Raw genomic sequence first — 24508 nt, 5'->3', positions numbered from 1 at the left:
GTCCGGCGGCGAGGCGTACCCCCCGCGGCCCGCACCCCGCCGCACCCCGCTGCGGTTCGGTCATCGTTCGATCAACATCGGTCATTACTGAGCAGAGTCCGCCGGGGCCCTCTCCGGCGGCCTACGGTGCGATCACCGAATGTGCCGGGGGCAACCCCGGCCCACCGCACGCGAGATTGGGGAGAGACCGTGGCGAGTGTGGAAGTGTCGCTCAAGGAGATGATGGCCGGGGTCGAGGGGGCGCTGGGGGCCGCTGTCGTCGACTACACCAGCGGGATGGCGCTGGGAACCCTCGGCGGGAGCAAGGATCTCGACCTGACGGTGGCGGCGGCCGGGAACACGGACGTGATCCGCGCCAAGGTCCGCACCATGGAGCAACTGGGCCTGAAGAGCGGGATCGAGGACATCCTGATCACTCTGGCCAGCCAGTACCACTTGATCCGGCCGGTGTCCGGGCGCTCCGGGAACGGACTGTTCCTCTACCTGGTACTGGACAAGCAGCGCTCCAACCTGGCAATGGCCCGTCATCAGCTCCGCCGAGTCGAGGAACAGCTGGAGGTCTGACCCTCGGCAGTCGCCGGCCCTCTTTCGCGCCCACGATGTGAAGACTTCTTCAAGTCCCCACATCAGCATGAACCCAACTCATGGATGGGCGCCGTCCGGCTCACGGAGGATCGGCGAGGGACGAAGGCGCGGCGGCACTCCGGGGTGCCGCCGCGGCCAGGACGACAACCCCGACGCGTCAGGGAGCGAACGCGCATGCAAGTACCCCTCTACCAGGCCAAGGCGGAGTTCTTCCGCATGCTCGGGCACCCGGTGCGCATCAGGGTCCTCGAACTGCTCCAGCACGGACCGGTCCCCGTACGGGACCTGCTCGCCGACATAGAGATCGAACCGTCCAGCCTCTCCCAGCAGCTCGCCGTGCTGCGCCGCTCCGGGATCGTGGTGTCGATACGGGAGGGCTCGACCGTGAGTTACGCCCTCGCCGGCGGCGATGTCGCCGAACTCCTGCGCGCGGCCCGCCGTATCCTCACCGAGCTGCTGGCGGGCCGGAACGAACTCCTCGCGGAACTGCGCGAGTCGGACGAGCCGGCCCCGACGGCCGCCGGCGGACGGCTCTAGCCAGGACGGCCCGGTGCCACCGGCAGGGGGCGGGACCACCGACGGGGGCCGGGCCACCAACAGGCCCGGCGCCACCGACAGGGCGGGGGGCCGGGGACGGCCGAGCGCCACCGGCCGCCGCCCGAAGCAGGGGCAGAGCACCCGGTTTCGTACCGGGCGGGAAGGGGAAGCGTCCCCGCGCGGTGCCGGGGCCCCGGCACCGGACCCTGCGACCGTGCCCCGGGAGGCCACCGTGCAGGAACCGGCGTCCGCCGCCGAGTTGTTCGACGCGCTCGGGAAGGAGTACGAGGCCGCCTTCGCCGGGGCCGAGGGGCAGCGGCGGAGTGTGGAGTGGCTGATCGACCAGGTGCCCGACGGCGGGCGGGTGCTGGACGTCGGCTCGGGCACCGGCCGCCCCGCCGCCGCCGCGCTCGCCGCCGCCGGGCTGCGGGTGACCGGCATGGACGTCTCGCCTGTCATGGTCGAACTGGCCGCGCGACAGGTCCCCGAGGCGCGGTTCGTCCGGGCGGACATCCGCGCCGAGGTACCCGAGCCGGGGCAGTACGAAGGGGCGTGCGCCTACTTCTCCCTGCTCCAGATGTCCCGCGAGGAGCAGCGGGCCGTCGTCGCGCGGATCGCCGGGTCCCTGGTGCCCGGCGGGGTCTGCGCGCTGGGCACGGTCCCGCTGGACCTCGACGGTGTGGTGGGCACCTGGATGGGGCACACCGTCCGCCTCACCAGCTTCCCGCCGGACGGCTTCGTGCGGCTCGCGCAGGACGCGGGGCTCGACGTCGTGGAGGTGAACGAGGAGGTCTTCACCCCCGCGACGGAGCCGGCCCGCGTCGAGCCGCAGCTCTATGTGCACTGCCGGCGCCCCGGGTGAGGCCCGCCGGCGCGTACCCCGGCCTTCTGCGCCCACACCCATCTGTTCCCCGGTGCCCGGCCGCGCCTGCGGGAGCTGGGCTACCCGGCGGCCTTCGCCGCCGCGCCCCGGCCCGTCGGCGTGACACTGGAGTTCGCCGACGGAGTCGTCGCCGACGCCGAACTCCTGGTCGCGGGCCCGGGGGACGCGGTCCTCGCGGTGTCCGCGTACACCACGGCGGCCGGTACGCCGATCGCCGAACGCACTTGGCTGGTGCAGGAGTTGCGGACAGGCAGTGACGCGGAGAGCGGTGAGGTGGAACTCGTGCTCGGCGGCCGGGCCGTCTGAGCCCACGGCAGGCGGCCGCCCGCCCCGGGGCGTCGGTGCGCTCCCGGGGCGGGCGGGGACGGACATGGGCCGGCGGCGCCGGCGGGAGGCCGGGCCGCCGTCCGGTGGGGTCAGCCGGCCAGGCGGGAGGCGATGTCCGCGAGGTGGCGGCCCTGGTAGCGGGCGGCCTCCAGGGTCGGCTCGTCCGGCGCCTCGCCGCCGCCGCTCGGCCAGCTGGTGCCGTAGGGGTTGCCGCCGGCCGCGAAGAGCACCGGGTCGGTGTAACCGGGCGGGACGATGATGCAGCCCCAGTGGTAGAAGACGTTGTTCAGGGAGAGCAGGGTCGACTCCTGGCCGCCGTGCCGGTTCATGGCCGAGGTGAAGCTGGTGACGGGCTTGTTGTGGAAGACCCCCGCCTGCCACAGGCCGCCCGTCTGGTCGATGAACTGCTTGAGCTGCGCGGTCACATTGCCGAAGCGGGTGGGCGTGCCGAAGGCGTACGCGGTCGCCCACTCCAGGTCCTCCAGGGTCGCCTCGGCGACCTCGTTCTTCGCCGCGTCGACATGGGCCCGCCAGGCGGGGTTGGCGTCGATCGCCGAGTCCGGCGCGAGTTCGGCGACGCGCCGCAGGCGGACCTCCGCCCCGCGGCTCTCCGCGCCCTCGGCCACCGCCTGGGCCAGGCTGTGCACGTTGCCGGTCGCGCTGTAGTAGATGACGGCCACTCGGACACCCATGGGACGGGCCCTTTCCTCGGTTCTTGTGTGCGGTCGCGCGGTCACGTCGTCGCGCGGACCGTGCCCCTTCGACTGTCCCCCGGGACGGGCTCCGACACCTGTGCCGACCGCGCCGCCCGGCACAAGCTTCGCCTCAATGCAGCAAGGCGGGGGTGAGTCCCGCCCACGGGTTGGGCAGGTCGCCGGTGACCGGGCCGGTGACGGCGGCGCCCCGGCTCAGGGCGGTCCGCACCGCGAGCGGCACCAGGGCGTGCGGGACCCCGTAGACCAGGTGGCAGAAGCGCTCGGGCGGACGGCGGACGGTCCACTCGGGGCGGGTGAACGCGGAGACATAGGTGCTCCAGTGGCCCTCGAAGGTGACCACGAGGTCGGCTGTGCGCGTATAGCCGGGAGCCGGGTGGACGCCCGGGTTGAGGACGACGGGCGAGGCGCCGAGCCGGCGGACGGCGCGCACCAGGCGCCGGCAGGCCGGAAGTTCGGCGGCGCCGGGCGTCACCCGGTCGAGGAAGCAGCCGTCGGCCGCGTACCAGTCGCGGTGGCGGGCCACGTCGGCGACCACCTCCGCGTCCGGCCGCCGTCCATAGGCGCTGTCGACATAGCCGAGGACCCGCGCGCCACCGGCCCGCAGGGCGGCGGCGGCCGCGACGTATGCGGGATCTGGGGCGGTACCCGGCCCGTCGGCAGGGTTGACGACGACCGCCCAGGTGTCCCGGGCCGCGGTGATCAGCCGGTGCCAGGAACGGGGGTCCTCCGCCGGGTGCACATACAGGGGGACGAGGAGGCTCACCGCCCGCCGCCGTCCGCACCGGCCCGCCCCGCCGCACCGGGCCCGTCCGCGTCGCCTCGCCCCGCCGCACCGGACGGGCGGGCGCCCGCGACCACGCCCCGGTCCGGGTCCGCCGCCTCCGCCCACAGCGCCGCGGCGGACTCCGCCAGGGTGTGCTCCGGACGCCAGCCGAGGGCCCGGTCCGCGGCGGTGATGTCGGAGCACTGCCACGCCACCCCGCCCGAACGGGCCGAGCCCCCGGACGCCTCCGCGACCCGTCCCGGGAAGCCGGCTACCCGGGTCAGGGCGGTGACCAGTTCGCGGACCGGTACGGCCGCTCCCCCGCCGACGTTGAGGACGGGCGGCAGCGGGCCGGGCACGGTGGCGGCGAGGACGGCGGCCCGGGCCACATCGCGCGCGTCCACGAAATCCCGGTGCGGGGAGAGGTCCCCGAGCCGGATCACGGCGGCCGGGTCCGGCCCGGCCTCGCGCAGCAGTCGCGCGACGCGGCCGGGCAGCCCGGCGGCGGGCGCGCCCGGCCCGACCGGGTTCCCCACCCGCAGGACCACCGCGTCCAGGCCGGCGGCCGTGACCGCGACGGTGCCCGCGAGTTTGGTGGCGCCGTACGGGGTGACGGGCGCGGCCGGGGCCGTCTCCGGCGTGCGGACGCCCGCCGGCCCCGGCCCGTACTCGGCCGCCGACCCCAGGTGCACCAGGCGCGCCCCGGGGGCGGCCCGCCGGAGCGCGGCGCAGAGCAGGGCGGGGCCGCGGGCGTTCACCTCGGCCAGGGTGACCGGGTCGCCGCCGACCGCGCCCGCGCAGTTGACGACCGCGTCGGGCGCGGCCTCGGCGAGGGCCCTGGCGAGGCCGTCTGCGGAGTCGGCCGCCAGGTCGGCGGGGACGTCGGCGCCGGGCGCCCGCCCGCCGGTGAGGACGGCGGTTCCGGGGGTGCGGCGCAGCAGCCGGTCGACCTGGCGGCCGAGGTATCCGGTGGGGCCGAGGACGAGGATGCGCATGGCGGCGGTCAGGCTCCCTTGAGCAGCAGGGACTTGCGGCTGGTGAACTCGGCGTTGGCCCGGTCGTAGTCGTCGGGGCGGCCGATGTCGAGCCAGTAACCGTCGAACTCGTAGGCGTGCGGCGGGTTCTGGGCGGCGAGCAGGTCCAGGACGAGTTCGTCGAAGCCGAGGGGCAGTCCGGAGGTGTAGGTGTCGAGGGTGGCCCGGGAGAGGCCGTAGACGCCCATGGAGACGCGGTAGTCCAGGCTGGGCTTCTCCGTGAAGCCGACGATACGGCTGTCGGCGGTGGTGAGGACGCCGAAGTCGATGCGGACCCGGCGGTCGTAGGTGGCGATGGTGAGCGGCGCGCCGGAGGCGGTGTGCCGGTGGAGGAGGTCGGCGTAGTCGAGGTCGGTGAGGATGTCGCCGTTCATGACGAGGAAGGTCTCGGGCAGCCGCTCACGCAGGGTGAGCAGGGGGCCCATGGTGCCGAGGGGGCTCTCCTCGGTGGCGTAGTCGACGGCCATGCCCCACTGGGAGCCGTCGCCGACATAGGCGCGGATGATCTCGCCGAGGTGGCCGATGGCGAGGGTGCAGCTGCGGAATCCCGCGGTGGCGAGCTGGCGCAGCACGATCTCCAGGATGGCGTGCTGGTCGCCGATCGGCACCAGGGGCTTGGGCAGGGCGGTGGTGTAGGGCCGCAGCCGGACACCCTTGCCTCCCGCGAGGATCACTGCGTGCACGGGCTTGCTCCTTCGTGGTGGTGACGGTGGGTTGTTCGGGACGGTCGGTCGGGACGGTCGGTCGGTCGGGACGGTGAACCGCGCGGGACGGTGGCGGCAGGCGAGAGGACGACGCGTCAGATGTTGTAGATGCCGGTCTTGTAGCGGGCCAGGTTGGCCGGGTCGCGGAAGAACGCGGCGGTGGCGGCGAGGCCCTCCTCCAGGTCGTGGGCGGGCGCCCAGCCGGTGGCCCCGCGCAGCCGGGTGGCGTCGGCGACCAGGCGCATCACCTCGGAGTCGGCGGGCCGTACGCGCTCCTCGTCGGTGCGTACGTCGACGGGGGCGTCCATGACCTTGCCGATCAGGGCCACCAGCTCGCCGACGGAGATCTCCCCGCCGGTGCCCGCGTTGAAGGTCCGGCCGACGACCCGGTCCGCGTCGGCGGTGCCGACGGCGAGGAAGGCGCGGGCGATGTCGGCGGCGTAGGTGAAGTCGCGGGTGGGGCGCAGGTCACCGAGGGTGATGGTGCGTTCCCCTGCGGCGATCTGGCCGATGACGGTGGGGATCACGGCCCGCATCGACTGGCGCGGCCCGTAGGTGTTGAACGGGCGCAGGGTGACCACGGGCGTGCCGAAGCTGGCGTGGTAGCTGTCGGCCAGCCGGTCGCCGCCGGCCTTGGAGGCGGCGTACGGGGACTGGGTGTTGATCGGGTGGTCCTCGGTGATGGGGACGGTCCGCGCGGTGCCGTAGGTCTCGCTGGTGGAGGTGTGCACCAGGCGCGGGGTGCCGAGGGCGCGGACGGCCTCCAGGACGTTGAGGGTGCCGGTCACATTGGTGTCCACGTAGCTGTGCGGTGCCCGGTAGGAGTACGGGATCGCGATGAGGGCGGCCAGGTGGTAGACGCAGTCGGCGCCCTCGGCGAGGGCGCGGACCGAGCCGGGGTCGCGGACGTCGCCGAGGACGATCTCGACCTCGGCGAGGACGTCGGCGGGCAGGGTCTCCAGCCAGCCGTACGAGGAGAAGGAGTTGTACTGCGCCATGGCGCGGACGCGGTGTCCGGAGGCGACGAGGGCCTCGGTGAGGTGGGAGCCGATGAAGCCTTCGGCTCCGGTGACGGCGGCGAGCGGTGCGGAGGTCAACTCGGGTTCCTTCCGTGGACGTCGGCAGATGCGGGAACGTGCGGGGGTGGCGGCGGTCCCGGGCGCGGGCGGCCGGCCCCGGCGGGCGGCTCAGGTGTGCGCGGCGGGCCGGCCGAGGCGGTGGAGCACCCATCCGCCGAGGACGAGAGCCCCGGCCGCGCAGCACAGGGGCCCCAGCAGGGGGTGGGGCGGCGGGTGCGCCAGGGCGGGGACGCCCGCCGCACCCGCCGCCGCCGTACACACCAGGGCGGGCGGCCAGGCGACGCCGAACGCCTGGAGCAGCAGGGCGGTCCAGAGCAGCGCCGCGAGCGCCGGCAGTGCGGCGGGGTCGGAGCCGGTGAGCAGCGCGCCGGGCAGCAGGGGCAGCAGATAGGCGAGCAGGCAGCCGAGCAGGACGGCCGCCGAGCGGAGCCGGAACGCGGCCGGGGTGGCCGTCGCCCGGAGTGCCGCGACGGAGAGGCCGCGGTACCGGTAGAGCAGCCACTCGGCGGGCCCCATGCTCACGGTCAGCACGATCACGGCGAGCGGCTCGCTCCGCCCCTGGGCCAGCACCAGCGTTCCGGCGGCCAGTCCGAACAGGGCGTACGGCAGGGAGGCGGCGAGCCGGGGGCGGGGTACGGGCGGCGCGGGCGCGCCGGCGAAGGCCCGTGCCAGGACGTGGCCGGCGGCAGCGGCCGTGCAGGCCACCGTCAGGACCGGCAGCGCGAGCCGGACGGCCGGGCCGGGGTCGCTCCACGGCAGGACGGCGGCGCCCGCGATCACCGGAGCGAGGGCGGCGAGCAGCAGCCGTTCGCGGGCGAGGACCAGCAGTACGCCCGCGCCGGCCAGGTATGCCGACTGTCCGGCCACCAGCAGGACCGCGGGGCCGGACCCGGACCCGGGGCGGGTGCCGGCGAGGGCGACGGCGGTACCGGCGGCCGTCGCCAGGACCGCACCGAGCAGCGCGCCGGTGAGCAGGGTGCGCGCGGCTTCCCGGCGGCCGGTCGCCAGACGCAGATGCGCGCGGTGGCCGAGTCCCTGCCCCCAGGCCCAGGACAGGAGTCCGGCGGTGATCAGTGCCGGCACGGCGCCGGACGCCCGCCAGAGCGGCGCGGTCAGCAGGTGCGCGAGGCCGGGCAGGGCGAACAGGGCTCCGCGCAGGGCGCAGCGCAGATGGTCCGGCCGCCAGGGGTCGGGGGCCGGCGGCGGTTCGGGAAAGGTTCTGGGCACCCGCTGGTACAGGGCGGAGGCGAGGGCGAACAGGTCGGCCCTGCCGTAGCGTTCGCGGATCACCTCGGCCGTCAGGCCCTCGGACTCCAGCAGGGCGGCGATCTCGTAGGGGTGGACGGCGGGGCCGACGCGGTCGGTGAGTTCGGCGGCGAGCCGGTCCACCTCGTCCTCGTGCCGGGCACGGTGGCCCGGCAGGGCGAGGGTGAGGGTCCGCTCACCGCCGGAGCTCCGCTCACCGGCGAGCCGCAGCGTGAGGGTGTCCTCCCCGCCCGCCCCGGGCGGCTCCAGTGCCAGCGGCCCGCTCATCCGGCGGCCTCCACGGGGACGGCGGCCGCCGGCACCCCGGCCCGCGCCCCGGCCGCGGCCGCCGGGACCACCAGCGACACGGCCGGGACGGGCACCGTGGCCGGCCCGGGCCCGCCACGTGCCGCGAGGTCCGCGTAGATCGCGCGGAAGGCGTCGACGGTCTGACGGAGGGTGAACTGCTCGATCACCCGCAGCCGGGCCGCCTCCCCCATCCGCCGCCGGCGCTCCGGGTCCCCGAGCAGGTCGAGCGCCGCCGCGGCCATGGCCGCCGGGTCGCGGGGCGGGACGACGAGACCGGTGTCGCCGACCGCCTCGCGCACCCCGCCGACGTCGGTGGAGACCGTGGCCCGGCCGCAGGACATGGCCTCGATCAGAGTGAACGGGAAGCCCTCGCTGATGCTGGAGAGCATCACGACCGACCCGGCCGCGTAGGCGTCGGTGATGTCGTCGACGCGGCCCTCGAACACCACCGCGTCCGCCTGCCCGAGGTCGGCCGCGAGGGCCTCGCAGCGTTCCCGGTACGCCTCGCCGCCCCGCGGTGTGCCGCCGAACAGCCGCAGCCGGGCGGCCGGTTGCTCCTCGCGCACCAGGGCGAAGGCGCGGATCAGCGTCTCCAGGTCCTTGATCGGGTCGACCCGGCCGGCCCAGCTGAGCACGGGCCCGTCCGGTTCGGGCCCGGCGGGCGGGAAGGCGGCGGGGTCGACGCCGTTGTAGACGGTCCGGATGAGCCGGGGGTCGGCGCCGCCCTGCTCCTCCCAGAGCCGGTTGTAGCGGTTGCCGGGGGTGATCAGGGCGGCCCGGCGGTACGTTTCCTCGGCGAGCAGCCGGAAGAAGCCGAGCACCAGGGCCTTCACCGGCCAGCGGTAGGGCGCGGTGCGGTAGCCGAGGTAGCGCTCGCGGAGGTAGACACCGTGCTCGGTGAGGAGCAGCGGGACGCCGTGCCGTTCGCGTCCGGCGAGGCCGGGAAGGACGGCGACGCCGCCGCTGACCGCGTGCGCCACACCGTCCTCGGGCACGTCGGCGGTGAGCGGGCGCAGCGCGTGCTCCAGGAGGGTGGTGGCGGTGACGGCGTCGTGCAGGCTGGGCCGTGCCTCGCGCACCATCAGGCCGGGCCGGTTCCACACGGAGGTGAGCACGCCGATGGCGCGGTCGCCGCGGAGGAAGGGGCCGAGGTGTCCGTCGGCCGCCGCGTCGGCGAGGGCGTAGAGGGCGGGGGCGAACCCGTCCTCGGCACACGGGTCGAGGAGGGCGGTGACGAACCGCTCGTAGGCGGCGGCCAGTCGGCGGGCGCGGCGGCCCGCCGGGGCGCGTCCGGCGGGGGCCGGGCCCCACATCGGCACCGAGCGGACGCGGGCGACCTGCGGGGGCAGATCCCAGACGACCGGTTCGCCGCCGGTGCCGGTGACGGCGAGGACGTCGAAGCGGACGTCGGGCATACCGGTGACGAGCTGGTCGCACCAGACGCTCACACCGCCGTGGCTGTGCGGGTAGGTGCCTTCGGTCAGCAGGGTGACGCGCGGCGCGCCGGGAAGAGCGGGCATGGAGATGCTCCACCGTCGAGGACCGGTCGGTCCAGGGCTGGTCGGGGTCCGGTTCCGCGGGCCGCGGGCGTCGGGATGACGCCCGCGGCGGGCGGCGCGGTCAGCTCCCGGGAGCGGGGACCGGCGGCCGGACGGCCTCGGCGGCGGTGGTGGCGGTGGACCGGGGAAGCAGGGTGACCCCGGCGGGTACGGGCGTGTCCGGCGCGGGGGCGCCGACGGTGGGCGGGGCGGTGGTCTCGGTCGGCGCGGCCGGGGCGGTGGCCCCGGGGACGGTGCTCCCGGGGACGGTCAGGGTGAGCGTCCCGTCCGGTCCGGCGGCCCAGCCGGAGACCGCTCCGGCGTACGGCGTCCCGAAGGCTGACCCGCCGGCGGTGGCGTCGTTCGTCCCGGCGGGCACGGTCGCGGGGATCGCGACGCCCTCGGGGGCGTGCACGGTGACGGTGTCGCCGGTGCGGTGGGCGGTGACCTCGCCGTCGGCCAGGGCGGTGCGCCAGGCGGCGCGGCGCTGCTGCTCGGTGCCGATGTCCTTCATCCGCAGGTTGACGATCGGGGTGCTGTCGGCGAACAGCCCCGCATAGCTGCCGAGGACGCCGTCGAGGACCGGGTAGGCGATGCGTTCCTCGGCCAGGTTCGACTGGTGGATGAAGTGCGGCCGCGGGTCGTTGGCGAGGACATGGCCGAGGGCGATCCGGGTCTCCAGGGGCACGATGTGGCCGGTGAAGCCGGTGGCCGGGTCGAGGGGCTCCGGGAGGCAGGTGGTGGTGGCGGGGTTGTCCTCGCAGATGCCGCTGCCGCCCTGGGCGCGGCCGGTGTAGATCCAGTTGTACTCGTCGACCTGCTCGGCGGCGCGGCCCGCGTTGTAGAAGATGTTCATGGGGTGGCGGGCGAGGGTGAGCGCGGGGCCGACGCGGCGCAGTTGCGGGTCGCGGGAGTTGTCCGAGGCGAGCCAGGCGATGCCGTTGTCGCCGAGGGCGGGGGCCAGGTTCGGGTTGTCCTGGGGCTGCTGCGGGGTGACCCTGAGGCCGGAGTGCTCACCGGTGACGAGTTCCCCGTTCTCCAGGGGCAGTCCGGCGGCGGTGCCCCAGACGCGGTTGGTCGCGATCTCGTCGGAGATCTCCTCGCGGCTCACCCAGGCGGTGCCGCCGCCCGGCGCCGTCGCGCAGCGCCAGGGGACGACGGAGACGTCCTGGACGCAGCCGAGGAAGGCGTGCGTGTAGGTGTGGTTGATCCAGCGGAAGCGGTGCCGTTCGGCGAGGAAGCGGTCGGCGAGGGGGTCCTCGCCGTCGTGCTCCTCGCGGTGGTCGGCGCTGCCCGCGCCGTTGTAGGCGAGGTCGAGGGTGAAGTCCCGGTCGTCCTGCCAGGCGGTGGCGTGGTCCACGTCGGCGGCCGTCATCCGGATCGGGTCGGGCTCGACGTCGCCGTCGGTGCAGTCCACGTCGCCGGGGGTGCAGTTGAGTTCGCTGTTCCAGCGGTCGTCGGCGGCGAACACGTCGTCCACGTGGACGGCGAAGTAGTTGCGGGAGGCCCCCAGGTGGACGCCGCCGGTCATCCACTCCACGATGCCGCGGGCGAGGAGCCGGAACTGCTGCTGATGCTGGTTGTAGACGAAGGTGACGACGAGTTCGCGGCGGCCGTCGTGCCGGTACTCGCCCACCAGGGAGCCGCGCCCGGCCCGGCCGGGGATCGGCGCGTCCACGTACGGGGTGAAGTCGGCGCCGGCGACCGGGGTGGAGAGGAAGGCGTAACTCTCCCCCACCGCGGGGTCGTTGTCCTCGAAGGGCACGGCGCCGTCGAGGTAGCCGAAGGCCCCGGCCCGGCCCGCCGGGGTGACCCGGGCCTCGACCCCGTCGACACTGCCCGCGTACCCGGCCAGGACCGCGTACTCCAGGCCGGCCTCGGGGCGGGCGTAGGTGTAGGCGTCGACCTGCGGGATGCCGTAGGTGCGCTCGTACGCGGCCAGCGCCGTCATCTCGCCGGAGCCGGCGGAGAACGGGTTGTCGTTCGGCAGGACCACGGCCTGGAACTTCGCGCGCGGCCGTCCGTCCACGGTGTCCGCGAGGAAGTCCTCGTCGATGACCGGGCGGCCGGGCTCCCGCAGGTCGACCTCGGTGTACGGGGTGCCCCCGGCCGTGAGTTCGGCGGCGATGGCCTCCGTCGCCGGGCCGCCGTCGGTGACCATGAGCACCCGCAGGTCGATACGGGGTTCCGGCGCGTCGGCGTGGGCCCCTTGCAGGGGCACGCACAGGGTGGCCAGCAGCGCGCCGGCCGTGCACAGGGTGGTGCGAATGCTCCGCTTCATGCGGTCGAGTCCCTCCCCAGGGCGGGATGAGGCAGCCCTCGGCGGAGCCGACGTCACCCCCGTGCGGACGCCGCCGCCCCCCTCAGGCAACCGGTCGCGCCGCATCCGTCCCGACACATGGTGCGGCGTGTGTGGACCTTTTGTGTTCCTCCTGCGAAACCTGGCGGAAAACGTCAGGTGACGAAGAGTCAGAGACACTGCACTTGGCGGGTGTTGGACGCAGGAACGTTTCGAGCGCCGACACGGTTCCGAGCTGGCGTTACACCCGCCCGGCGGGTGCGCACGGAGCGGCCGGGACACATGAAGGCACCATTGGTAGAGACCAGGGAGATCATCCCGCCGACTGAGCGTTTCCGGTCACGGAAGCGCCCGCCGCGCCCCGTCGGACGGGTCACGGCGGGCGCTCGAACAGGGCCGTCAGGCCGTCAGGCCGTCAGGCACAGGGCCTTCGGGCACACAGCCCCTCAGGAACACAGACCCTCAGGAACACAGGACGCGGATCTCGGGGGTGTGGAGCGGGCCGCCGGAGGTGGCCGTCCCGTCGCTGAACTCGGCGTAGAAGTACGAGTAGAAGCCGATGTTGCCGTTGCAGCCGGAGTCCGGGGCGACCTGGAGCCTCAGGGTCACGGTCCGGCTCTGGCCGGGCGGGACGGTGGTGCCGTAGTTGGCCCCGAGATTCGCGGGACCGGTGCCGGCGCAGTCGACGTCGCCCGCGGCGGTGGCCCGCGTACAGCCGGTGAAGGCGTACCTCAGGTCCGGGCGCTGGGTGGTCAGCCAGGTGGGGTCGATCGTCTGGTACACGAACCACACGTCGTGGGTGTGGTGGTTGGTGAGCGTCATGGTGACGTCGACCGCGCCGCCCGGCACGGTGGTGGCCGCGCCGGTGGAGAAGGTCAGCTCGGCGGGCCCGGGCGGAGCCGCGTGCGCCGTGGGGGCGAGGCCGAGGACGGCGAGGAGGAGAGCGAGGACGGAAGCGAGGCCGAAGCGCCTCAACGGAGTGCGTCGCATGGGCGGAACGCTACGAGAGGCGACGCCGGGACGTGCCCGCCCCGGGCGGGGACGCGGCGGAGTCGACCGGAAGTGTGCGGCGCGTGAAGGCACGGTGAGGCGATCTTCACCGGCCGGGTGGGCGCGCCGTTCCCGCACGGCAGCGGGGCGGGGGCGCGGGCGGGACCGGTCGGCGCCGGGGCGTGCGCCCCGGGCGGACCGCCGCGCTCGCCGATGGCGCATACCGGGCCACGCGCGGGCCGCCCGGCGGCGGCTTACGGCGGCGCGCCCGGTCCGGCCGCCGGGGGCGGTTCGCGGGCCGGTTCGCGGGGCCGGGCAGGCCGGACGGCACCGGGCAGAAGGCCGACGCGGAGATCGCCGCCGAGATCCGCGAGGACGTGCTGCCGGGCCTGCCCGGGCCCGGCAGCACGTGTCGGTGTCCGTCGCCGAGGGCGCCGACACCGTGACGGGCGCGCTGCGCGACCGGGAGCCGGTCCCCCTGCCGGCCCGCGCGGCAGGGGCCGTGGAGGGCTTCGTCGACGTCCGCGTGGGCCTGTCCGCGCCCGTACCCACGGGTGCGACCGCCGGGCCCCCGGCCGGCCCGGCCCACGGGTGCGATCGCCGGGCCCCCGGCCGGCCCGGCCCACGGTCAGGGCCAGGCCCACGGTCAGGGCCAGGCCCACGGTCAGGGCCGAGCCCGGCGCACGCGGTGACCCGGCGCACGCCGTGGCCGGCCGGCGGGCGGAGAGGGCCGTTCGGCCCACCCCCGCTGACCGTTCGGCCACTGCCCCGCCCCGTCCTGTGGGCAGAGGCTGGAGGCACGTGGAAAGGAGGCCGTGATGGACACCAGTCCCCTCGACGTCGGCACCGCGGAGGCATTCGTCGCCGCCGCCGTGACCGCGCCCTCCATGCACAACGCGCAGCCGTGGACCTTCCGGTTCCGTCCCGGCGACGGGGTGCTCCAGCTGCGCCGGGAGCCCTCGCGGTCGATGCCCGCCACGGATCTGGGCGACCGGGCCCAGCACCTGGGCTGCGGGGCCGCCCTGTTCAATCTGCGGGTGGCCGCGGCCCGGCACGGCTGGCTGCCGCGCATCATTCTGCTGCCCTCGCCCCACGAGCCCGAGCTGCTCGCCGAGGTCTCCTTCCGCCGGTCGGACGCCGACCCCGAGGGCCTGGCGGAGCTGTACAAGGCGCTCCGCCGGCGGCGCACCAGCCGTGAGCCCTTCACCGGCGAGCCGGTGCCCCCGGAACTGCGGGACGCGCTGAGCGGCGCGGCGGTGGCGGAGGGCTGCCGGCTGACCTTCCTCTCGGACTGGCAGGTGGATTCCGTCCTCGAACTCACCGAGGACGCCGCGTACCAGGAGGCCACCACCGAGGAGATCCGGGCCGAGACCGAGCGCTGGGTCCACACCGGCGCCCCCGGAAAACCGGCCGGCGGCGCCCCGGCCGCGTCGGGCATCCCGGCCGCGTCGCTCGGGCCCCGGCGCTACGACGGACGCGCGCCGGTCCGCGACTTCGGGCCCGCGAACACGGCGGCCGGGCGGCCTTCGGCCGTCTTCGAGAGCCGGCCGTGCCTCGCCGTGCTGGGGAGCCGGAACGACGCTCCCCCGGACTGGCTGGTCGCGGGCCAGGCCATGGAACGGGTACTGCTGCGGGCGACCGTGGACGGACTGTCGACGGCGCTCAGCTCCCAGGCCCTCGAACGGCCCGAGTTCCGCTGGGCGGTACGCGACCCGTTCGCGGTCGGCCACCCCCAGATGATCCTGCGGCTCGGCTACGGACCGCCCGTCCCCGCCACACCCCGCCGGCCGGTGGCCGAGGTCCTGGAGATCGTCAACCGCGCGTGACGCGAGGCGCGAGGCGCGCGCGCAGGGCCGCGAGGGGCGGGCCTGCACGGTACGGCGGGTCAGGGGCACCTCGGGGTACTTCTCCCGCCAGGGGCGCAGCACGGCCGCGTCAGCGGTCTGCTCGTCGGCGAGCAGCCGGGTCTCCGGCAGCGCCGCCCAGGCGCGTGCGCAGCCGTACAGCGGCGGGGGCCGCCAGGCACACGGCACCTCCAAGGCGCCGCGCGCGCCGCCGCCTCGAAGACGAAGCCGGCCAGCTCGTCGTCGGCGGGGTCGAGGCCGAGGCCCAGCGACACGGTCTCTCCCAGGGGTCCCGCGCCTGACGCGCCTCCCGTGGTCGGGGCGGTCCCGGTGCCGGAGGTACGTCCGGCCGGGCGGTCCGCCTCCTGGCCGCCGTCACCGGCCGTGGGCGGCCGCCGGGAGGGGCGGTCCACCGCTGCCCGGGCCGGTGCGGCCCGGGTGGGACAGGGCCGTTCGGCCCCTGGCGAAGGGTCCCGCCCGCGGAGATGATCGAATCACCGTGCGGGCCAGGCCCCGGAAACAGCCGCCCGTGCCCAGCCGCGATGCCCAGGAGCAGCAGTCATGAACGAGGTACCGGCCTTCTCCGCCGAACGGCCCATCCGGGTCTTCCTGCTGGACGACCACGAGGTGGTGCGGCGCGGCATCGGCGATCTGCTGGAGGACGAGCCGGACATCGAGGTGGCGGGCGAGGCGGGCAGCGCCGCCGAGGCCCTGTCGCGGGGCCCGGCGCTGCGTCCGGACGTCGCCGTGCTGGACGTCCGGCTCCCGGACGGCGACGGGGTCACGGTCTGCCGCGAGCTGCGCGACCGGATGCCGCACCTGGCCTGTCTGATGCTGACGTCCTTCGACGACGAGGAAGCCCTCCTGGACGCGATCATGGCGGGTGCGGCGGGCTATGTGCTGAAGCAGATCAAGGGCACCGACCTGGTGGCCGCGGTGCGGACGGTGGCCACGGGCCAGTCGATGCTGGACCCGGTGACGACGGCCCGGCTGATGGGTTCGCTGCGCGGCCCCGGGACGGCCCCGGCGCCGCAGGACGAGCGGCTGGCGGCGCTGTCGGAGCGGGAGCGGGCGGTGCTCGACCTGGTGGGCGAGGGGCTGACCAACAGCCAGATCGGCAAGCGGCTGTACCTGTCCGAGAAGACGGTCAAGAACCACATCTCCCGGCTGCTGTCGAAGCTGGGCGTCGAGCGCCGGGTGCAGGCCGCGGTGATCGCGGCGCAGGCGCACGAGCACGAGAACGCGCCCGCGCGGGAGGACCGGCGGTACGGCCACGGCTGACGGCCCGGCTCACCGGCCGGCCGGTGAGCCGGGCCGAGCCGTGCGCCAAGCCGTGCGCCGGGCCGGACAGTGCCACCCGAGCCGGGGGGCGGGCGCCCCGGGCCGGGCGCGGGCCTCCGGGCCCGGGCCCCGCCCGCGTGCCGGGGCCTCGCGTCGTGTGTCAGGCGGCGACGACCGCGTCGTGGGGCGGCTCGCCGAGGACGACCTTGAGCGCCCCGGTGTCCGCCGCCTTGGCGAACACCTCGTACGCCTCCTCCATCCGGTCCAGCGGGAACCGGTGGGTGACCAGCCGGGACGAGGGCAGGCGTCCGGCCGCCAGCATGTCGAGCAGCAGCGGGGTGCTGAAGGTGTCCACGAGTCCGGTGGTGATGGTGACGTCCCTGATCCACAGGTCCTCCAGGTGGAGGACGGCGGGCTTGCCGTGCACCCCCACGTTCGCGACCCGGCCGCCGGGGCGGACCACGCGGGTGCACAGCTCGAAGGTCTCCGGCACGCCGACGGCCTCCACGGCCACGTCGGCGCCCAGGCCGCCGGTGAGGTCCTCGACGAGTTTCGCGGGTTCCTCGGCGGCGTTGACCGTGGCGTCCGCGCCGAGTTCCCGGGCGGCGGCGAGGCGGGTGTCCGCGAGGTCGACCGCGATGATCCGTCCCGGGGTGAAGAAGCGGGCGGTGGCGATCGCCGCGAGGCCCACGGGCCCCGCGCCGACGACGACCACCGTGTCCCCGGGGGCGACCTGCCCGGCGAGCACGCCCACCTCGTAGGCGGTCGGGAAGATGTCGGCCAGCAGGACGGCGGCCTCGCTGCGGACGGCGCTCGGCAGCGGATGCAGCGACAGGTCCGCGAACGGGACGCGCATGTACTCGGCCTGGGTCCCGTCGACGAGGTGGCCGAGGATCCAGCCACCTCCGCCACGGCACTGCCCGTAGCGGTTCTCGCGGCAGAAGCGGCACCTGCCGCACGCGCTGATGCAGGACACCAGCACCCGGTCGCCGGGGCGCACGGTGCGTACGCCGGAGCCGGCGTCGACGACCGTGCCCACGGCCTCGTGCCCGAGGACGCGCCCGGAGGCCACCTCGGGCACATCGCCCTTGACGATGTGCAGGTCGGTACCGCAGATGGTCACGGTGTCGACGCGGACCACCGCGTCCGCCGGGTCCTCGATCGCGGGGTCGGGCACGTCCTGCCAGGAGGTCTTCCCCGGTCCGTGGAATACGAGTGCCTTCATGGCGCGGGCTCCGTTCCGTGTGCGGGGGCCGGGCCCCGCAGGCCACGGGGCCCGCTTCCAGTCTCGCCCCGCGCCGCCTCCGCCGCTCGGGCCGGCCGGACCCGCGCCCCGGGGCCGACCGGCCCGGCCCCCGCCGGTCCGGCCGGCCCCGGCCCGGCGGGGGCGGGCGCCGCCGGGCCGTGAGCCCGTGCCCCGCCCGGCGGGACACGCGGCACGCCGAAGGGCGCCCGGCCGCGCTCGTGCGGCCGGGCGCCCTTCGGACGGCGCGGGGTGGTGTCCGGGCGGATCAGGCCACGGGGGCCGGGTACGTGGGGTACTCCACGCCGGAGACGTGCTGGACGACCCGGATGACCTGGCACGAGTAGCCGAACTCGTTGTCGTACCAGAGGTAGAGGATCGCGTTGTCGCCGTCGACCTTGGTCGCGCCGGCGTCCACGATCGAGGCGTGGCGGGAGCCGATGAAGTCGCTGGAGACCGCGTCGGGGGCGCTGGTGAAGTCGATCTGGCGCTTGAGCGGGGAGGTCAGGGACACGCCGCGCAGGTACTCCAGGACCTCGTCGCGGGTGGTCTCGCGGCCCAGCCGGAGGCTGAGGATGGCGATCGAGACGTCCGGCACGGGGACGCGGATGGAGCTTCCGGTGATCGGCGCCTTCAGCTCGGGGAGGGCCTTGGCGACGGCGGAGGCGGCGCCGGTCTCGGTGATGACCATGTTCAGCGGCGCGGAACGGCCGCGGCGGTCGGCCTTGTGGTAGTTGTCCAGCAGGTTCTGGTCGTTGGTGAACGAGTGGACGGTCTCGACGTGGCCGCGCAGCACCCCGTACTCGTCGTCCATCGCCTTCAGCGGCGGCACGATCGCGTTGGTGGTGCAGGAGGCGCAGGACAGGATCTGCTCGTCCGGCTTGATGTCGTCGTGGTTGACGCCGTGGACGATGTTCGGCACGTCGCCCTTGCCGGGCGCAGTCAGGACGACCTTGTCGATGCCGGGGCGCAGGTGGCCCGAGAGGCCCTCGCGGTCGCGCCACTTGCCGGTGTTGTCGATGAGGATGGCGTTCTTGATGCCGTACGCCGTGTAGTCGACCTCGGACGGGTCGCCGGCGTAGATGACCTTGATCTCGTTGCCGTTGGCGATGATCGTGCTGTTGGCCTCGTCGACGGTGATCGTGCCCTGGAACTGGCCGTGGATCGAGTCGCGGCGCAGCAGGGAGGCTCGCTTGACGATGTCCTGCTCGCCGCCGCGGCGGACCACGATGGCGCGCAGGCGCAGGCCGTTTCCGGAGCCGGCCTTCTCGATGAGCAGGCGGGCGACGAGGCGGCCGATGCGGCCGAAGCCATAGAGGACGACGTCGCGCGGCTCACGCCGGTCGATCTTGTTGGCGCCGGTGGCCCCGGCGACGGCGTCGGCGGTGAACTCCTGGACGGACAGGCCCCGGTCGTCGGCCTTGTACGTCGCGGCGAGCATGCCGATGTCGATCTGGGAGGGCCCGAGGTCGAGCGTGGTGAGGGCCTCCAGGAACGGGAGGGTCTCGGTGACCGAGAGCTCCTCACCGGCCATCTGCCGGGCGAACCGGTGTGTCTTGAGAATGCTGATGACCGACTTGTTCACCAGGGAGCGGCTGTGCAGGAGGACGGTGACGTCCCGCTCCCGCTGCAGCTTCCCGATGATCGGAATCATCGACTCCGCGATTTCCTCGCGGTTCTTCCAGTTCGTGAACGAGTCCTCGTTGACAGTCACAGGTTTCTCTTTCGAGCTAGACGGCGCTCATATGCTAACCCGACAGGCGTTCGGTCCTTCACGGGGTCCCCCTGAGCGGTCCCCAGCAGCCCGCTCAGCGAACGACCGGCCCTCCCTCCGACGCACAACCGGCCCTTCCCGCAAGCGAGTTGACGCTGCGGGGCGGGCCGGGACGGGACGTGGCGGCGGTGCCGGCCGCCGGAGAGCGGGCCCAGCGGTCAGCCGAAGGGCGGGCCCGTCGGTCAGCCGAGGGCTGCGAGGAGTTCCCGCTCCCGCCCGGCGGCGAGCCCGGCACGGCGCTCGCGCTCCAGGCCCTCCGCCCGCTCCCAGTCCAGGGTGTCGGCGAGCATCGCGGTCCGGGGCCGGTGGGTCAGCCCCGCCGCCCGCGCCGCCGCCCCGGTGCGGGCCATGAAGCCCTCCCAGCCCGGTTCGACGTGCCACATGGCCAGGGACCCGGGTCCCATGAACTCGCCCACACCCCGCTCCTTGAGCCAGGCGGACGAGGCGGTGACCAGCGGGCCGGTGTGCCCGCCGGCCGCCCGGGAGAGCTCGATCCACTCCCCGAGCGGGACCACGGGTCCCACCGCGTCACAGGTCCCGGTGGCGCCGGCCTCCGCCGAGCGGACCAGCCATACGGCGAGGTCGCGCACGTCCACCGCCTGGGTGGGCTGCTCGGGCTCGTCGGGCACGAGCATCGGCCCCCGCGGGTCGCGTGCGGCGCGGGCGGCCCAGTAGCCGGTGCGACCGGTGTGGTCGCCGGGGCCCCCGATCAGACCGGCGCGGGCGACGAGGAGACGGTCCCCGACCGCGGCCCGCGCCGCCTCCTCGCAGGCCGCCTTGGCCTCCCCGTACAGCGAGCGGCCGACCTCGTCGAGCGCCGTGGGCGGCAGCAGCGGGGTCGACTCGTCCGCTCCGACGACGGCGTGCGAGGCGTAGGCGCTCACCGAGGACACATAGGTCCAGTGCCGGGCGGAGGGGCCGAGGGCGGCGAGCGCCCCCCGGACGAAGCCCGGCTGCCAGGACACCTCCACGACCGAGTCCCACGTGCGGCCGGCGAGGGGCGCGTACACGTCCGGGTTCCGCCGGTCCCCGGAGACGAACTCGGCGCCCTCGGCGGTGCCGCCGCTCTCCCCGCGCGCCAGACAGGTCACGGTGTGCCCGCGTCCGATCGCCTGTCGTGTCACCTCACGGCCCAGCCAGGCCGTCCCACCCAGTACCAGGATCTCCATGCCCGCCAGCCAAGCACGGCGCGGGGCACGGGTCGGCGGGGTTCGCCGACGGCGGAGCCGCGGCGCGGCCCGACGGCCGCGCATTGCCGACCTCCCCCGCCCCTGTCAGCGTGGACGGTGGGACCGTGCACCGCGCCCGAGGAGGAACGATGGTCGACGCAGCAGCAGGCACCCCGGGAACCAGCCGGATCGTGGTCGGCGTCGACGGCTCCGACCACGCGCGCGCCGCCGTGCGGTGGGGGGCGGCGGAGGCCGCCCTGCGCGAGGTCCCCCTGCACCTGGTGCACGCCACCGACACCGACCGGGAGACCCTCTTCACCTCCGCCGAGACGGCCCGGCGGGTCCGCGAGGCGGGTCACGACCTGCTGGAGCGCACCCGGGAGCTGGCAGCCGGACGCCACCCGGGGCTGACCGTGACGACGGAGCTGACCCACGACGAGCCCGCCGACGCCCTGCGCGCCCTCGCCCGGCCCGGTACGACCCTGGTCGTCGGGCACCGCGGACTCGGCGGGTTCGGCTCCCTGATGCTCGGCTCCGTCGGCCTGTCCGTCGCCACCCGCAGCCCGGCGGCCGTGGTCGTGGTGCGGGGCGACACGGACGCGCCGCCGCGGAACGTGGTCGCCGCCGGTGTCCGCGGCGAGGACGACAGCCCCTGGCTGGCGCGCGCCGCCGAGGAGGCCGCGCTCCGGGGCGCCAGACTGCGCCTGGTGTGCGTGTGGAACGTTTTGACCCAGGTCGGCGACATGGTCAGCATGATGGACGGCCTGGACGAGACCGCCCTGCGGCACAGCGAACAGGCGGACGCCCTGGCCGAGGGGGTGCGCCGGGCGTTCCCGGGGCTGGACGTCGAGGTCCGGTCCGAGGCCGCCCGTTCGACGGCGGGCCTCCTGGTCGACGCCACGGCGGAGGCGGACCTGATGGTCCTGGGCGACCGGCGGACCCGGCGGGCCCTGGGTTCGTCACTGGGCCGGGTGACGCACACGGTGCTGCACCACGCGGCCTGCCCGGTGCTGGTCGCGCCCCGCCCGGAGTGAGCGGGCCGCGCCCGGAGTGAGCGCGCGTCCTGGAACGCGCCGGGACCGGACACCCCCCGGCGTCAGAGCAGCAGGCGCGCCGAGCCCTCCACCAGCTCCCGCAGCACCCGGACGTACTTCTCGTCGCCGCCCAGTGCGCCGAGGATCTCCAGCGCCTCGTCCCGGTGGGCGGCGAGGTCGGCGGCGTAGCGGTCCAGGGTGCCGGGGGCGAGGAGCAGCCCGAGCAGTCCGGCGCGCGCGGCCTCCGACTCCCGCGCCGCGCGGTGCAGTTCACCGATCCGGGCGGCCCGGGCGGGCGACGCGGCGTCCAGGGCGCGGGCCAGCAGCCAGGTCACCGTGCCGTTGGCGAGGTCCTCGTGCCGGCCGGAGCGGATGTCCTCCTGGTCGTTGAAGAGCTGCCACAGGACGCCGAACACGGCGCCCAGCTCCCGCCACCGGCCCACCCGTCCCTCGTCCGCTCCCGCGAGCAGCGCGGCCGTCGCCATGATCATGGCGAAGGGTGCGCCGGACTTCCCGCGGTACACCTCGGCGACGGCGGCACACGGCGCCGGGGCCGCGTCCCCGCGCAGATCGGCGAGCTGCCCGCCGGCCGCCTTGGCGGCGCAGGCCAGCACCTCGTCCGCCAGCGCGCCGCGCAGGGACTCGGCGACGGGGAGCGACCGGACGATCCGCAGCGGCAGCACATGGCCGGTGACCACCGCCGCGAGCAGGGCCTCGTCCGCGCCGAGGGCGCCGGACTCCACGACGGAGGAGTTGCCGTCGGCCATGTCGTCCAGACAGCAGGCGGAGGTCCACCACAGGTCGTGCAGCGCGGCCAGCGGGACGGCGGGGGCGGCGGTGCCGGTCTCCGCGCCGTGCACGAGGAGCGGCAGGACGGAGAGCGGGTGGGCGAAGGTCTGGTGGCGGAGCAGCCCCTCGGCCGCGGTCCGCAACGGGCCACCGGACGGCCCGAGGGTCGCGAGCGCCGCCTGCGTCTCCCTCTCGACGGCCGCCGCGAACTTCTCGTGAAGATCCAGGTACGTCACAGCGTCCACCCCTCGTCTCGCGCCCCCGTGCGGTGCGGCCGGTCGTCTCGGGACAGCCGCCGGTCTGCGGGACGCTACCCCGGGGCAGGGCGTGGGCGGACGTGCATTCGCGGCCATTCGCCCCATGGCCGGATCAGGCCAGGGGGCGCCGGCGGTCTGCTTGCGCGGGTTGGCCGGGAAGGCACCGGCCCCGTGCCACCCCGCGTCCGGTCCGACCTGAAAGGGCCCCGGCGGCGGCTCCGGACCGGACCCCGGGCGGTGCTTGTCGGCTCGCAGCGCGCCGGCTACGCCCAGCAGCAGTGGTGACCGTGCCGGAGGTCACCCTGGTCGTGAAGACGGCCCCGCCCGGCGGCGCGGCGGGAGCCGTCCGGCGGGGCCCGGTGGGTGGCCCGGGGCGTGAGCCCCCGGGCGGGCCCGGCGCGGGCCGCGGGCATCGGGCGCCGGGCGGGGTCGGCGCGCCCGGGGGCGTCAGGTTCCCGGCGGACCGGGCACCTCCCGGGTGTTGAGCTCCGTGCGGGGCCCGGCCCGGCCCGGGGGCGTCAGGCGCCGAGCGGATCCAGACCGCCGCGGGTGCCTGGCTCCGTACGGGGTCCGGCGCACCGCTCCATGCGGGCGTCTCAGCCCGCGCTGCGGCCGGCGGGCGCGGCCCGCGGGCGTCAGGCGCCGGGCGGGGCCGGCGCACCCGGGGGCGTCAGGTTCCCGGCGGGCCGGGCGCACCTCGGGTGCCGAGCTCCGTGCGGGGCCCGGCGCGCCGGGCTCCGTTCGGGCGTGTCAGCCCGCGCGGCGGCCGCCGCCCTTGCCCCGGCCCGTGCCGGGACGCCCGCCGCGGCCCGGCTGGGCGCCGCCGCGCTTGCCGGGCGCGGGCTTGCGGCCGCCGCCGCGGGCCGCGCCGCCCTTGGCGCCGGAGGCCGCCCGGCCCCCCGCCTTCGCCCCGCCGGACCGCCGGCCCGAGCCGGCCGATCCGCCACTCCCGCCCTTCCCCTGCGTCTCGGGCAGGGGACGGCCCCGGGTGCTGTTGACCGTCCGGCCGCGCACGATCCCGATGAACTGCTCCACCAGGTCCGTCGTCGCCTCCTCCGGCCAGGACAGCGCCACGCTCGACTGCGGCACGTCCGTGACCGGCCGGTAGGTCAGATCACGGCGGTGGTGCAGCCGGGCAAGCGACTGGGGGACGAGGAGGACGCCCACGCCCGCCGCGACCAGCTCGATCGCGTCCGCCGTCGTCGCGGGACGCTCGATCGCGGGGCGGCCCGGGGGCTGCTCCCAGCCGAGGGTGTCGTCGAGGGGGTGGAAGACGATCTCGTCCGCGAGGTCCTCGGCGGTCACCTCGTCGACGGCCGCCACGGCGTGGTCCTTGGGGACGACGACGACCGTGGTCTCCGTGTAGAGGGGGATGGCGCTGAAGTACGTCCGGTCGACCGGGAGCCGCACCAGGCCGGCGTCGGCCGCACCCTCGCGCAGCACCTCCGCCACACGCGCCGCGGGCACGTCGACGAGGGTGAGCGGGATGTCCGGGAGCCGCTCGTTCCAGATCCGCACCCACTTGGCGGGGGTCGCTCCGGGGACGTACGCGAGCCGGAACGACGGGGAGTTGTCCGAGCCTGTCACCGGGCCAGGCTACCGGCCGTGGTCGGCGGGGGCACACACGCTCGATACGCTGGTCACCATGACGTCGCACCAGAACACCCAGACCATGAAGCCCGCGACCGCGGCGAAGAAGCTGGGTGTGTACCTCAAGGCCACCCCCGCCGCGTTCCGTGAGGGCTCCGTCTCGCGCTCCGAATTCAACGCCCTCCAGGCCGACCCGCCGGAGTGGCTGCGGGAGCTGCGGCGCGAGGGCCCCCACCCGCGTCCGGTGGTCGCGGCCAGGCTGGGCGTCTCCATCGCCGGTCTCGCGCGCGGCGGGGTCACCGAGGCACTGACCACCGAGCAGATCGAGGCGATCAAGCGCGAGGAGCCCGAGTGGCTGCACAGGGAGCGCGAGACCCAGGCCGGGGTCCGCAAGGAGGCGGCCCGGCTGAAGGCGCGGGACGCGGAGCGCGCGGCGGCGGACCGCGCCTGAGCCGGGGCCCGGGCCGGCCGGCCGGGCCGCCTCCCCTGCGGACCCCGGCGCAACGGTGTCGCAACCT

General features: G+C 75.5%; 22 protein-coding genes. 8 read left to right on the top strand and 14 right to left on the bottom strand.

Annotation, left to right across the window (positions count from 1 at the left end; translation table 11 throughout):
- Positions 1–189 precede the first annotated feature (189 nt).
- From C593_RS0120710 to C593_RS30075, 4 genes are all read left to right on the top strand, one after another.
- On the top strand, positions 190–564 hold the full coding sequence (locus tag C593_RS0120710; RefSeq protein WP_026277902.1) for a hypothetical protein: 375 nt from the start codon (positions 190–192) through the stop codon (positions 562–564).
- A 195-nt stretch (positions 565–759) separates the two neighbouring features.
- Entirely contained in the window at positions 760–1122 is a 363-nt protein-coding gene (locus C593_RS0120705; RefSeq protein ID WP_018849225.1) for a metalloregulator ArsR/SmtB family transcription factor, read from the top strand.
- Between the two features lie 214 nt (positions 1123–1336).
- Positions 1337–1984: a class I SAM-dependent methyltransferase gene (locus tag C593_RS33065; RefSeq protein WP_018849224.1), complete on the top strand. Its 648-nt coding sequence runs from the start codon at positions 1337–1339 to the stop codon at positions 1982–1984.
- Between the two features lie 120 nt (positions 1985–2104).
- A complete protein-coding gene (locus tag C593_RS30075) occupies positions 2105–2311 on the top strand; it encodes a hypothetical protein (RefSeq protein WP_018849223.1) in 207 nt (68 codons plus the stop codon).
- 110 nt (positions 2312–2421) lie between these two features.
- On the opposite strand, the gene wrbA is transcribed toward C593_RS30075, so the two are convergent.
- From wrbA to C593_RS0120650, 9 genes are all read right to left on the bottom strand, one after another.
- On the bottom strand, positions 2422–3024 hold the full coding sequence (wrbA, locus tag C593_RS0120690; RefSeq protein WP_026277901.1) for an NAD(P)H:quinone oxidoreductase: 603 nt from the start codon (positions 3022–3024) through the stop codon (positions 2422–2424).
- 133 nt (positions 3025–3157) lie between these two features.
- Entirely contained in the window at positions 3158–3811 is a 654-nt protein-coding gene (locus tag C593_RS0120685; RefSeq protein WP_018849221.1) for a spherulation-specific family 4 protein, read from the bottom strand.
- Positions 3808–4806, bottom strand: coding sequence for an SDR family oxidoreductase (locus C593_RS0120680; protein WP_018849220.1), 999 nt, complete (start codon positions 4804–4806; stop codon positions 3808–3810). The genes C593_RS0120685 and C593_RS0120680 overlap by 4 nt, the downstream gene beginning before the upstream one ends.
- An 8-nt stretch (positions 4807–4814) precedes the next feature.
- Complete coding sequence (locus tag C593_RS0120675; protein ID WP_026277900.1) at positions 4815–5528, bottom strand: sugar phosphate nucleotidyltransferase; 714 nt, start codon at positions 5526–5528, stop codon at positions 4815–4817.
- Between the two features lie 116 nt (positions 5529–5644).
- Positions 5645–6646, bottom strand: coding sequence for an SDR family NAD(P)-dependent oxidoreductase (locus C593_RS0120670; protein WP_018849218.1), 1002 nt, complete (start codon positions 6644–6646; stop codon positions 5645–5647).
- A gap of 90 nt (positions 6647–6736) precedes the next feature.
- A complete protein-coding gene (locus tag C593_RS0120665) occupies positions 6737–8161 on the bottom strand; it encodes a hypothetical protein (RefSeq protein ID WP_018849217.1) in 1425 nt (474 codons plus the stop codon).
- On the bottom strand, positions 8158–9702 hold the full coding sequence (gene pelF, locus C593_RS0120660; RefSeq protein WP_018849216.1) for a GT4 family glycosyltransferase PelF: 1545 nt from the start codon (positions 9700–9702) through the stop codon (positions 8158–8160). The genes C593_RS0120665 and pelF overlap by 4 nt, the downstream gene beginning before the upstream one ends.
- A gap of 100 nt (positions 9703–9802) precedes the next feature.
- Positions 9803–12001, bottom strand: coding sequence for a hypothetical protein (locus C593_RS0120655; RefSeq protein WP_018849215.1), 2199 nt, complete (start codon positions 11999–12001; stop codon positions 9803–9805).
- A 480-nt stretch (positions 12002–12481) separates the two neighbouring features.
- Positions 12482–13009, bottom strand: coding sequence for a hypothetical protein (locus tag C593_RS0120650; protein WP_037746509.1), 528 nt, complete (start codon positions 13007–13009; stop codon positions 12482–12484).
- 818 nt (positions 13010–13827) lie between these two features.
- On the opposite strand from C593_RS0120650, the gene C593_RS0120645 reads away from it, so the two are divergent.
- On the top strand, positions 13828–14835 hold the full coding sequence (locus C593_RS0120645; protein ID WP_018849213.1) for an Acg family FMN-binding oxidoreductase: 1008 nt from the start codon (positions 13828–13830) through the stop codon (positions 14833–14835).
- A 579-nt stretch (positions 14836–15414) separates the two neighbouring features.
- Positions 15415–16134 (top strand): response regulator transcription factor, encoded by a 720-nt coding sequence (locus tag C593_RS0120640; RefSeq protein ID WP_018849212.1) that lies wholly within the window; start codon positions 15415–15417, stop codon positions 16132–16134.
- A 160-nt stretch (positions 16135–16294) separates the two neighbouring features.
- On the opposite strand, the gene C593_RS0120635 is transcribed toward C593_RS0120640, so the two are convergent.
- From C593_RS0120635 to C593_RS0120625, 3 genes are all read right to left on the bottom strand, one after another.
- Complete coding sequence (locus C593_RS0120635) at positions 16295–17359, bottom strand: zinc-dependent alcohol dehydrogenase family protein (protein ID WP_018849211.1); 1065 nt, start codon at positions 17357–17359, stop codon at positions 16295–16297.
- A 286-nt stretch (positions 17360–17645) separates the two neighbouring features.
- Positions 17646–19091, bottom strand: coding sequence for a glyceraldehyde-3-phosphate dehydrogenase (locus C593_RS0120630; protein ID WP_020610363.1), 1446 nt, complete (start codon positions 19089–19091; stop codon positions 17646–17648).
- Between the two features lie 242 nt (positions 19092–19333).
- On the bottom strand, positions 19334–20320 hold the full coding sequence (locus C593_RS0120625) for a hypothetical protein (protein ID WP_018849208.1): 987 nt from the start codon (positions 20318–20320) through the stop codon (positions 19334–19336).
- A gap of 149 nt (positions 20321–20469) precedes the next feature.
- Between C593_RS0120625 and C593_RS0120620 the strand changes: the two genes are divergently transcribed.
- The gene (locus C593_RS0120620) at positions 20470–21354 is read left to right on the top strand and encodes a universal stress protein (protein WP_018849207.1); all 885 of its coding nucleotides are present in this window, start codon (positions 20470–20472) and stop codon (positions 21352–21354) included.
- A gap of 62 nt (positions 21355–21416) precedes the next feature.
- Here the strand turns inward: C593_RS0120620 and C593_RS0120615 are convergent, their stop codons facing one another.
- Complete coding sequence (locus C593_RS0120615; protein ID WP_018849206.1) at positions 21417–22379, bottom strand: polyprenyl synthetase family protein; 963 nt, start codon at positions 22377–22379, stop codon at positions 21417–21419.
- Positions 22380–23150: 771 nt separating this feature from the next.
- Entirely contained in the window at positions 23151–23987 is an 837-nt protein-coding gene (locus C593_RS0120610) for a LysR family substrate-binding domain-containing protein (RefSeq protein WP_018849205.1), read from the bottom strand.
- Positions 23988–24045: 58 nt separating this feature from the next.
- Between C593_RS0120610 and C593_RS0120605 the strand changes: the two genes are divergently transcribed.
- Positions 24046–24441 (top strand): DUF5997 family protein, encoded by a 396-nt coding sequence (locus tag C593_RS0120605; RefSeq protein ID WP_018849204.1) that lies wholly within the window; start codon positions 24046–24048, stop codon positions 24439–24441.
- The last annotated feature ends 67 nt before the right edge of the window (positions 24442–24508 follow it).

The organism is Streptomyces sp. CNT372 (assembly GCF_000377145.1).
The sequence above is the reverse complement of the archived record's forward strand: the minus strand, read 5'-3'. Positions and strand labels throughout refer to the sequence as shown.

Coding starts and splice junctions, on each gene's coding strand:
- C593_RS0120705 (WP_018849225.1), top strand. CDS start 760: ATGCAAGTACCCCTCTACCAGGCCAAGGCGGAGTTCTTCCGCATGCTC.
- wrbA (WP_026277901.1), bottom strand. CDS start 3,024: ATGGGTGTCCGAGTGGCCGTCATCTACTACAGCGCGACCGGCAACGTG.
- C593_RS0120680 (WP_018849220.1), bottom strand. CDS start 4,806: ATGCGCATCCTCGTCCTCGGCCCCACCGGATACCTCGGCCGCCAGGTC.
- C593_RS0120665 (WP_018849217.1), bottom strand. CDS start 8,161: ATGAGCGGGCCGCTGGCACTGGAGCCGCCCGGGGCGGGCGGGGAGGAC.
- pelF (WP_018849216.1), bottom strand. CDS start 9,702: ATGCCCGCTCTTCCCGGCGCGCCGCGCGTCACCCTGCTGACCGAAGGC.
- C593_RS0120655 (WP_018849215.1), bottom strand. CDS start 12,001: ATGAAGCGGAGCATTCGCACCACCCTGTGCACGGCCGGCGCGCTGCTG.
- C593_RS0120650 (WP_037746509.1), bottom strand. CDS start 13,009: ATGCGACGCACTCCGTTGAGGCGCTTCGGCCTCGCTTCCGTCCTCGCT.
- C593_RS0120645 (WP_018849213.1), top strand. CDS start 13,828: ATGGACACCAGTCCCCTCGACGTCGGCACCGCGGAGGCATTCGTCGCC.
- C593_RS0120640 (WP_018849212.1), top strand. CDS start 15,415: ATGAACGAGGTACCGGCCTTCTCCGCCGAACGGCCCATCCGGGTCTTC.
- C593_RS0120635 (WP_018849211.1), bottom strand. CDS start 17,359: ATGAAGGCACTCGTATTCCACGGACCGGGGAAGACCTCCTGGCAGGAC.
- C593_RS0120625 (WP_018849208.1), bottom strand. CDS start 20,320: ATGGAGATCCTGGTACTGGGTGGGACGGCCTGGCTGGGCCGTGAGGTG.
- C593_RS0120620 (WP_018849207.1), top strand. CDS start 20,470: ATGGTCGACGCAGCAGCAGGCACCCCGGGAACCAGCCGGATCGTGGTC.
- C593_RS0120605 (WP_018849204.1), top strand. CDS start 24,046: ATGACGTCGCACCAGAACACCCAGACCATGAAGCCCGCGACCGCGGCG.